10 protein-coding genes are annotated in these 9,076 nt (G+C 71.2%); 9 read left to right on the forward strand and 1 reads right to left on the reverse strand.

Annotated elements, in window-relative coordinates:
- Positions 1–95: 95 nt before the first annotated feature.
- From ACWEIJ_RS21665 to ACWEIJ_RS21690, 6 genes are all read left to right on the forward strand, one after another.
- Complete coding sequence (locus ACWEIJ_RS21665; protein WP_449839000.1) at positions 96–959, forward strand: DUF4394 domain-containing protein; 864 nt, start codon at positions 96–98, stop codon at positions 957–959.
- An 85-nt stretch (positions 960–1,044) separates the two neighbouring features.
- Entirely contained in the window at positions 1,045–1,908 is an 864-nt protein-coding gene (locus tag ACWEIJ_RS21670; protein WP_449839001.1) for a DUF4394 domain-containing protein, read from the forward strand.
- A 1-nt stretch (position 1,909) separates the two neighbouring features.
- Positions 1,910–2,920 (forward strand): methyltransferase, encoded by a 1,011-nt coding sequence (locus tag ACWEIJ_RS21675; RefSeq protein WP_449839002.1) that lies wholly within the window; start codon positions 1,910–1,912, stop codon positions 2,918–2,920.
- A gap of 83 nt (positions 2,921–3,003) precedes the next feature.
- Entirely contained in the window at positions 3,004–3,840 is an 837-nt protein-coding gene (locus ACWEIJ_RS21680; protein WP_449839003.1) for an aminoglycoside phosphotransferase family protein, read from the forward strand.
- 418 nt (positions 3,841–4,258) lie between these two features.
- Complete coding sequence (locus tag ACWEIJ_RS21685; RefSeq protein ID WP_449839004.1) at positions 4,259–5,443, forward strand: sensor histidine kinase; 1,185 nt, start codon at positions 4,259–4,261, stop codon at positions 5,441–5,443.
- Positions 5,437–6,105, forward strand: a complete 669-nt coding sequence (locus ACWEIJ_RS21690) for a response regulator (RefSeq protein ID WP_449839005.1) — start codon at positions 5,437–5,439, stop codon at positions 6,103–6,105. The genes ACWEIJ_RS21685 and ACWEIJ_RS21690 overlap by 7 nt, the downstream gene beginning before the upstream one ends.
- On the opposite strand, the gene ACWEIJ_RS21695 is transcribed toward ACWEIJ_RS21690, so the two are convergent.
- Entirely contained in the window at positions 6,079–6,921 is an 843-nt protein-coding gene (locus tag ACWEIJ_RS21695; RefSeq protein WP_449839006.1) for a helix-turn-helix domain-containing protein, read from the reverse strand. The genes ACWEIJ_RS21690 and ACWEIJ_RS21695 overlap by 27 nt on opposite strands.
- Before the next feature lie 55 nt (positions 6,922–6,976).
- On the opposite strand from ACWEIJ_RS21695, the gene ACWEIJ_RS21700 reads away from it, so the two are divergent.
- From ACWEIJ_RS21700 to ACWEIJ_RS21710, 3 genes are read left to right on the forward strand one after another with little or no spacing between them, the layout of a single operon-like run.
- A complete protein-coding gene (locus tag ACWEIJ_RS21700) occupies positions 6,977–7,729 on the forward strand; it encodes a nuclear transport factor 2 family protein (protein WP_449839007.1) in 753 nt (250 codons plus the stop codon).
- A gap of 3 nt (positions 7,730–7,732) precedes the next feature.
- Positions 7,733–8,602, forward strand: a complete 870-nt coding sequence (locus tag ACWEIJ_RS21705; RefSeq protein ID WP_449839008.1) for a protein-ADP-ribose hydrolase — start codon at positions 7,733–7,735, stop codon at positions 8,600–8,602.
- Positions 8,599–9,015, forward strand: coding sequence for a hypothetical protein (locus ACWEIJ_RS21710; RefSeq protein WP_449839009.1), 417 nt, complete (start codon positions 8,599–8,601; stop codon positions 9,013–9,015). Before ACWEIJ_RS21705 ends, ACWEIJ_RS21710 begins: the two co-directional genes overlap by 4 nt.
- Positions 9,016–9,076: the final 61 nt, after the last annotated feature.

Raw genomic sequence — 9,076 nt, forward strand, 5'->3', positions numbered from 1 at the left:
GGTGCCTGCGCAGCAAGTCCATGCGACGTCCAATCGACGTCCAGTCCGGCGCAATAGCTTGTGCCGCAGGGTTTCCGACCGGGGAAGTGGGACTGATGAAGGCGCAGACCAAGAGGGGTGCCGCCGCGGCGGCCGCCGCAGCCGTGGTGCTGGCGGCCGTCGTCGGCGGTGGCGGCAGCAGTGCCGCTCAGCCGAGCGGGTTGCGGGCGTACGGCATCTCGGCGGACGGCACGTTGATGGCGACGTTCACGACCGATCGGCCGCAGGTGCTGGACTGGGTGCGGACGATCCAGGGCTTCTCCGGCGACACGGCGGCGATCGGGGTGGACTTCCGGGTCCAGGACGGGCTGATGTACCTGGTGGGCAACAAGGGCGGCATCTACACCGTCAAGCTCCCGCCTTCGCCCAGCTACGACCCGGTGATCACCAAGGTGTCGCAGCTGACCGTCGCGCTGTACGGCACGTACTTCGGCGTCGACTTCAACCCCGCCGCCGACCGCCTCCGCGTGATCAGCGACAACGGCCAGAACCTCCGCCACGACCTCAACACCCACACCACCACGACCGACACGACGCTGACCACCCCGCCGGCCACCGGACCGACCAAGGGCGTGACCGCGGCCGCGTACACGAACAACGACCTGGACCCCGGCACCGGCACCACGTTGTTCGACATCGGGACGGCGACCGACCAGGTGCTCATCCAGTCACCGGCCAACAACGGAACCCTCGCGCCGACCGGCGGTCTCACGGTGGACGCGGGCCCCAACGCCGGGTTCGACATCTACAGCACCCTGAGCGGTGGCAAGGCGGTCTCCGTCGCGGGCTTCGCCACCCTGACCGCACCCGACGGCTCCACCTCGCTGTACAGCGTCAACCTGCTCAACGGCACGGCGACGAGCATCGGCAAGTTCCCCCTCCCGATCGGCGACGTGGCCATCTCGCTGAGCGGCAGCTGAAGCGCTCCCACCACGGCCGTCCAGTCGACGTCCAGTCCTGATCAATAGCTTGTGCCACAACGTTTCCTACCGGGGAGTGGGACTGATGAGGGCACGGGTGAACAGGGGCGTCGCCGCGGCGGCCGTGGTGGTGTCGGTGCTGGCCGGCGTGGCCGGTGGCGGTGGGAGCAGTGCCGCTCAACCCGCGGCGGGGTTGCGCGCGTTCGGCATCTCGGCGGACGGCACGTTGATGGCGACGTTCACGACCGATCGGCCGCAGGTGCTGGACTGGGTGCGGCAGATCCAGGGCTTCTCCGGTGACACGGCCGCCATCGGCCTGGACTTCCGCGTCCAGGACGGGCTGATGTACCTGGTGGGCAACAACGGTGGCATCTACACCGTCAAGCTCCCGCCTACGCCCAGTTCCGACCCGGTCGTCACGAAGGTCTCGCAGCTGACCGTCCCGTTGTACGGCACGAGCTTCGGCGTCGACTTCAACCCGGCGGTCGACCGCCTGCGGATCGTCAGCGACACCGGCCAGAACCTGCGCCACAACCTCGGTGACAACACCACGACCGAGGACGCCGTGCTCTCCACCCCGCCCGCGCTCGGCCCGACCAGGGGCGTGACGGCGGCCGCGTACACGAACAACGACCTGAACCCGGACACCGCGACCACGTTGTTCGTCATCGGCACGGCCACCGACGAGGTGCTCATCCAGTCGCCCGCGAACAACGGCCTGCTGACCGCCACCGGCAAGCTCACGGTGGACGCCGCCGACGCCGGGTTCGACATCTACAGCACCCTGAGCGGTGGCAAGGCCGTGTCGGTCGCGGGCTTCGCCACGATCACGGCGGCGAACGGCAGCGCGTCGCTGTACAACGTGAACCTGCTGGGCGGCACGGCGACCAGCGTGGGCAAGTTCCCGCTGGCCATCAAGGACCTGGCGATCTCGTTGACGGGCAACTGACATGACCGATCACCAGACCCTCGTGTTCGAGACGATGGACCCCCTGTTCAAGCACATGCTGTCCGGCTACCTCCTGCGCACCGCGCTGGAGCTCGGCCTGCCCGACCTGGTGGGGGAGGAGCCCGTGCCGGTCGCGGACCTCGCGCGCACCGCCGGCATCGACCCGGACCTCACCCTCCGCCTGTTCCGCGCCCTGCACGGCCTCGGGTTCTTCCGCAGGGCCGCGCCGTACACCTACGTGCACAACGAACTCTCGCTGCTGTTGCGGACGAACACCGGAGACGCCCCTGCGGAGATCGTCAGCGGGTTCTTCAAGCCGGACTGGATGTGGCCGTTGTGGGAGAGGTTCACGGACGCGGTGCGCACCGGCACCTCGCCGTTCTCCTCGGTGCACGGCAAGGACTTCTACAGCTTCCTCGGTGACGTGCCCCAGGTGGCGGAGAGCTTCAACCGCGCGATGACGTTGTCGCTGGGCCCCACCAACCCGCTGGTGGCCGAAGCCCTGGACCTCGGCGGCGGGCAGCACCTGGTGGACGTCGGCGGCGGTCAGGGAAGCCTGCTGCGCGCGGTGCTGGAGCACCACCCCGAGGTGCGCGGCACGCTCTTCGACCTCGAGGTCGCCCTCGCAGACATGGACCCCGAACTGTGCACCGGCGTGCTGGCGGAGCGGTGCGACGTCGTGGCCGGGGACGCACGGGAGTCCGTGCCGGCCGCGGACGCCTACCTGATGCGGCTGATCCTGCACAACTGGGACGACGACACGTGCGTGCAGATCCTGTCGCGCTGCGCCGAGGCCGGGAACCCCGGTGCGCGGGTCTTCGTGGTCGAGGCGTTGCGGTCCGACGGCTACGCGTTCGTGCCGCTCATGGACCTGCAGATGTTCATGCTGGTCGGAGGCAAGGAGCGGGACGAGGACGAGTTCGCCGCGTTGTTCGAGCGGGCCGGTCTGCGGTACGTCGGTACGCGGGCGACGCCCAGCGCCCTGCACGTGATCGAGGCCGGCCGGCCCTAAAAGCGGTTGCCGCCTCGCGGAGGCCCGGTGTTGCATGGCACGCCGGGTCTCAACGGGGGAGTGGTCGAATGCAGGTGTCCCTTGTGGACGAGTTGATCCGCACGCAGTTCCCGCACTGGCACGGCCTTCCGATCACCCGCGTCGAGCACGGCGGCACCAGCCACGCGCTCTTCCGGCTGGGCGACGACCTCGCCGTCCGGTTGCCGGACCGCGAGTGGTCAACCGGTCAGGCCGAACGCGACGCCGCCGTCCTGCCCCTGCTCGCCCGCCACCTCCCGGTCGCCACGCCGGAACCGGTCGCGCTGGGCGAACCCGGTTCGGGCTATCAGCACCGCTGGACCGTCGTGCGCTGGCTGCCCGGTGCGACCGCGACGGTCGCCGAGGTCCGGCCCGACACGCCGATCCGCCTCGCGGAGCTGATCCACGCGTTGCAGGGCATCGAGGTGGGCGACGCGCAGTGGGTCCCGCACCGCGGCAACGCGCAGATCGGCGAGCACGACGACCTGATCCGCGAGCGGATCACGCAGGTCGGCGGAGACCCGCGACTCTTCGCACTGTGGCAGGACGCGCTCGACGCACCGCCCTGGTGCGGGGCGCCGCGCTGGCTGCACGCCGACCTGCACAGCGGCAACCTGCTGTTCACCGGCGGCGAGCTGACCGGTGTGATCGACTGGGGCTGTGCCGGGGTCGGTGATCCGGCCGGTGACCTGATGTGCGCGTGGCTGTTCCTCGACGAGCGCGGCAGGCGGGCGTTCCGGCGCGAGCTCGGCGAGTTCGACGACGCCGCGTGGGTTCGTGCCCGCGGCTGGGCGCTGCACCTCGCGGTCCTCGGGCTGCCGTACTACCGCGACACCAACCCGGTCTTCGCCGACATCTGCCGGCACACCCTCGACCAGCTCTGTCCTGGGTGGAACGGCTAGCACCACGCACAGCGCCGCGCACGGGATCTCCGCGAAGCCCGCCATGGCGGCGGCGACGGCCAGTTCCGTGCCGGTGGACGTGGCGAGGTCGAGGCAGGCGTCGACGAGGAGAAGCACCGCCGCGACGGCCGCGGGTGTCCGGTAGTGGGCGCCGGTGCGCAGCAGGAGACCGGTGGTGATCAGGGCGGCGGCTTCCAGGGTGTCGAGGGTGACCCAGACGGCGGCCTGCGCGGGCGGCAGGGTGGTGGCGAGGTGGGCGAGCCAGGGCAGCAGGGCGAGCCCTGATCCGGTCAGCAGCCGGGAGGAGAAGGTCACGTGATCAACCCTCTGATCTCGGCCGGGCGAAATCAGTCGCACTGCTTTCCGTTTTGGGGGTGGCACCAGGTACACCCCCGGCGCGGACGCCTACGGTTGGATCATGAAGATCCGGCTGCGGCGAGCGCTCACCCGCCTGGTCCGCGACCTGTCCTTCCTCGCGCTGGGGGCGCCGTTCCACCTCGTCACGGGGTTTCTGCTGTTCAACGCGTTCGGTCTGGTGTGGGAGATCATCGGGGGCGGGGACGCCGAGGCACCCGTGCTCCTCGGGGTCGACCTGGCGCTGGTGATCTTGTGCGTGCCGGTGCTGACCGCGGCGCAGCGGTGGCGTTTCCGGCAGCTGCTCGGGATCGACGTCCCACGACCGGGCTGGCGGCGGCCGTGGCGCCAGGCCGGCTACCACGGCCTCGCCGGGGCGCTGTTCGGCACGCTCGAAGTGCTGGTGGTGGGGCTGGCGGTGGCCGGGGTGGCCGCGGTGGCGGTGTACGCGCTGCCCTGGCAGTGGCGGATCGAGCTCGGCGAGTACGTGCCGGTGGCGTACGTCGTCGTCGCCGGTCTGGTCGCGCTGGCCGCCGTGCCGCGCCTGGCCGCGGTCGCCGTGCGGCTGGAGAGCGCGCTCGTGCCGTCGTTGCTCGGCCGCAGCAGGGAGGAGGACCTGGAGCGGCGGGTCGAGGACCTCACCGCGAGCCGGGCCGGCGCGGTCGACGCCGCGGACGCGGAACGGCGGCGCATCGAACGCGACCTGCACGACGGCGCGCAGCAGCGGCTGGTGTCGCTGGCGCTGAACCTGGGCCTGGCGAAGGCGACGCTGGACCTGCCGCCGGACGCGGCCGCGGTGATCGACTCGGCGCACCGGGAGGCGAAGGAGGCGATCGAGGAGCTCAGCACCCTGGTGCGCGGCCTGCACCCCGCCGTCCTGGACGAGCTGGGGCTGGACGCGGCGCTGTCGGGGCTCGCGGCCCGCGCCCCGCTGCCCGTGCGGCTGCGGGTGGACCTGCCCCGGCGGGCGGCACCGGCGGTGGAGGCGGTCGCGTACTTCGTCGTGTCCGAGGCGTTGACGAACGTCGCCAAGCACGCGCGCGAGGCGACCAGGGCCGAGGTGACGGTGACCATGGTGGGCGGGATACTGCGGTTGACGATCGCGGACGACGGCCTGGGCGGCGCCGACCCCGGCAACGGGAGTGGCCTGAAAGGGCTCGCCCAGCGCGTGCGGTCGGTCGACGGAACGTTCCGGATGAGCAGTCCCGTGGGGGGACCGACCGTGATGAGCGTGGAGCTGCCTTGCTGAGAAGTGCCGTGATCGCCGAGGACTCCGTGCTGCTGCGGGTCGGTCTGGTCAAGGTCGTGGAGATGGCGGGCTTCGACGTGGTCGCCGAGGTGGGCGACGCCGAGGCGCTGCTGGCCGCGGTCGAGGAGCACCGGCCCGACCTCGCGCTGGTGGACGTCCGGATGCCTCCGGGCTTCACCGACGAGGGCGTGCGCGCCGCGCTGTCGATCCGCCGCAGCCTGCCGTCGACCGCGGTGTTGCTGCTCTCCCAGTACGTCGAGGAGCGCTACGCGGCCGACCTGCTCGCCGCCAACACCAGCGGGATGGGCTACCTGCTCAAGCACCGGGTGGCGGACGTCGAGGAGTTCGTCGAGGCGCTGCGGCGGGTGGCCGACGGCGGCACCGCGCTCGATCCGCAGGTCGTCGCCCAGCTGCTGGTGCGGCGGCGCAGCGATCCGCTGGATCGGCTGACCGCCCGCGAACGCGAGGTGCTCGCGCTGATGGCCGAAGGGCGTTCCAACGCGGGCATCGCCGCCCAGCTCGTGGTGAGCGAGAGCGCGGTCGCCAAGCACATCAACGGCATTCTCGCCAAGCTCGACCTCCCGAAGGCCGACGCCGACCACCGCCGCGTGCTGGCGGTGCTGCACTTCCTCGGGCTAGGACGCCCGGAAGCGCTGCGGTGACGTCCCCGTCTCGCGGGTGAAGAACTTGGTGAAGTTGGTGGCCTCGCTGAACCCCAGCCGATGCCCGATCGCGGCCGCCGACAGATCGGTGTGCACGAGCAGCCGCTTGGCCTCCAACGCGACCCGTGCGTCGATCAACGCCTTGGCCGACCGGCCGGTCGCGGCCGCGCAGATCCGGTTGAGGCTGCGCAACGAGTAGCCGATGCGGGCCGCGTAGTCGGCGGCGTTGCGGCTGGTGGCGAACGACCGTTCCAGCTCCTGCTGGAACCGTTCGAAACGGGCGTCGCCGTGCGCCAGGTCCTCTGTGGACGGCAGGCGGGCGATGCGCAGCAGCAGCGCGCCCAGCAGCTGGCGGAGCAGGTCCACCGGCTCGTTCGTGAGCAGGTTGCGGCGGTACTCCTGCCGGAGGTCCTGCACGGCGCGGATGAGGACGGCCCGTTCCGCCTTCGGGGCGGTGAGCGTCGTCGGCCCGAACGGGCTCAGCAGCTGCCGTGTGCCGTCCAGCGTGGGTGGGAACGCGGGCGTGAAGAGCACCATGAGCATCTCCACGTCGCCTTCGGGCAGGCGCAGCACGCGGCCGGGACTGAGGTGCAGCAGCGTGCCGGGTCCGCACGGGTGGTCCACGAAATCGACCATGGTGGTGCCGTGTCCGGCGGTGCACAGGAACAGCTGGTGGAAGTCGGTGCGGTGCACCTTCTTCAGCGTGTCCTCGCTGAGCCTGCGCCGGAGGACGCCGAGGTCGAGTGCCTCCAGCCCCAGCTGCCCGCGGTCGGGGTTGCTGAAGCCGAACTGCGCGACCTGTCCACTTCTGACCATGGTGAGGCGCGATCCTACCTCGTTCTCAGGTGGCCCGTGCGACATCTTTGCTGCCATGGACAACAAAGAACTCGTGCTCAAGGCCACCGGCGAACTCTTCGGCGACAAGGACCCGTCCGCTGTGGACCGCTGGGTCGCGCCGGACTACCGCCAGCACAGCGCGCTCATCGGCGACGGCCCCGAGGCGTTGCGGGGGCTCGTGGCCTCCCTGCCTCCGGGCTTCCGCTACTCGTTGGCGCGGGTGATCGCCGATGGTGATCTCGTTGCGCTGCACGGCGTCTATCACGGTTTCAGTCCGGAACCGCTGGTGGCGTTCGACCTGTTCCGGGTGGTGGACGGCAAGCTCGCCGAGCACTGGGACGCCCTCACACCGCTCGTCGGGGAGACGGCCAGTGGACGGTCCCAGACGGACGGTCAGGCCGCCCCGTCGGACGTCGACACCGAGGCTTCTCGCGCTCTGGTGCAGGAGTTCGCCCAACGGGTGCTGCAGGACGCCGACTACTCGGTGCTGACCGACTACATCTCCACGTCGACCTACCTGCAGCACAACCCCGAGGCCGCCGACGGCCTGGCCGGCTTCGGCGCGGCCGCGGCCGAGTGGGCCGGGCAGGGGCGCAACCTCGTCTACAAGACCGTCCACAAGGTCGTGGCGGAGGGTGATCTCGTGCTGCTGCAGTCCGAGGGCGAGTTCGGTGAGCCGGTGGCGTACTGGGACCTGTTCCGGGTCGCCGACGGCAAGATCGTCGAACACTGGGACGTGATCACGCCGGTGCCGGCCGCCCTGCCGCACTCCAACGGCCTGTTCTGACCCGTGATCACCGCACTGCCGTTGCGCGACTACCGGTCCGCGATCGCGCTCGACGAACCGTTCCGCCCGCTCAGCCCGCCCGCGCCCGCGCGCCGGCTCGGAGTGCTGACGGCGGAGGCGTTGCGGCTGCTCGGCGAGGACCCGCAGGTGGGGCGGTTCGCCCTGCCGCGCGGGCCCGCCGAGCAGCGGCGGCTGCTGCGCCACCTGCTGACGGTGCGGGAGCCGGTGCCGTTGGGGGCCGAGTTGCTGGGCGTGCTGGACGCCGTGCTCGGGGGTGAGCGTCAGGTGGCGCTAGGCCGCGACCTTCAGCCGGACCCGCTGGCCGGCGAGCCGTCCCCGCCGATCGCGGTCTGGCGCGGTGACATCACCCGGCTCATGGCCGACGCGATCGTCAACGCCGCCAACGACGCGCTGCTCGGCTGCTTCCAGCCGGGCCACCCGTGCGTCGACAACGCGATCCACGCCGTGGCCGGGCCGCGGTTGCGCGCCGACTGTCACCGGATCATGACCGCGCAGGCGGCACCGGAACCCACCGGCACCGCGAAGATCACCCGCGGCTACCACCTGCCGGCACCGTTCGTGCTGCACACCGTCGGCCCGATCGTGCGCGGGAAGGTGCTGCCCGCACACGAAACCGCCCTCGCCGACTCGTACCGGGCGTGCCTCGACGTCGCGGCGGAGGTCGAGAAGATCCGCACCATCGCGTTCTGCGCGATCAGCACGGGGATCTTCGGGTTCCCCAAGCGGGCGGCGGCGCGGATCGCGGTCGGCACCGTCGCGGACTGGCTGGCCGCACACCCCGGCCGGTTCGACCGGGTGGTGTTCACGACCCTCAGCGACGAGGACGACGACGCCCACCGGGAGCTGCTGTGACGTTCGAACGCTGGCTGGACGAGGCCGACCGGGTGCTCGTCGCGTCGGGGGTGGCTGACGCGGCGGGGGTGGCGGGCGTGGTGAAGGTTGCGGTGTGGCGCGTGTGGCGTGGCGGCGTGGCGGAGGTGGCGCGCAGCCGTTGTGGCGGGTGCGGCGCGTGGCGGGCAGCCGACGTGGCGGGCACCGCTGATGTGGCGGGTGTGGCGTGTGGCTGGTGCCGGTGGGCACCTCGTTGCCCCTCGTTGCCCCTCGACCTGCTGGGGCCCGTTGGCGTGCGGGCCGAGCACGGCGTTGATCACGACGTTGCTAGACCTGCACCGATCCAGGCGTTTCCGTTCGATGAACTGACGACGCACCCTCCGTTCGAGCGGATCACCGCGCCGATCGAGGCCGCGGAGGTCCAGCGAGAGTGATCAAACCGGTGCTGTGGATGCCATAGCACGCCCCGCCATCCGCGAACCGGCGTAGTGCGGC

This window comes from Lentzea sp. NPDC004789 (assembly GCF_053601075.1).

Bases quoted from the DNA above. Each gene is read 5' to 3' on its own strand.
- ACWEIJ_RS21665 (WP_449839000.1), top strand. From the start codon at position 96: ATGAAGGCGCAGACCAAGAGGGGTGCCGCCGCGGCGGCCGCCGCAGCC.
- ACWEIJ_RS21670 (WP_449839001.1), top strand. From the start codon at position 1,045: ATGAGGGCACGGGTGAACAGGGGCGTCGCCGCGGCGGCCGTGGTGGTG.
- ACWEIJ_RS21675 (WP_449839002.1), top strand. From the start codon at position 1,910: ATGACCGATCACCAGACCCTCGTGTTCGAGACGATGGACCCCCTGTTC.
- ACWEIJ_RS21685 (WP_449839004.1), top strand. From the start codon at position 4,259: ATGAAGATCCGGCTGCGGCGAGCGCTCACCCGCCTGGTCCGCGACCTG.
- ACWEIJ_RS21695 (WP_449839006.1), bottom strand. From the start codon at position 6,921: ATGGTCAGAAGTGGACAGGTCGCGCAGTTCGGCTTCAGCAACCCCGAC.
- ACWEIJ_RS21700 (WP_449839007.1), top strand. From the start codon at position 6,977: ATGGACAACAAAGAACTCGTGCTCAAGGCCACCGGCGAACTCTTCGGC.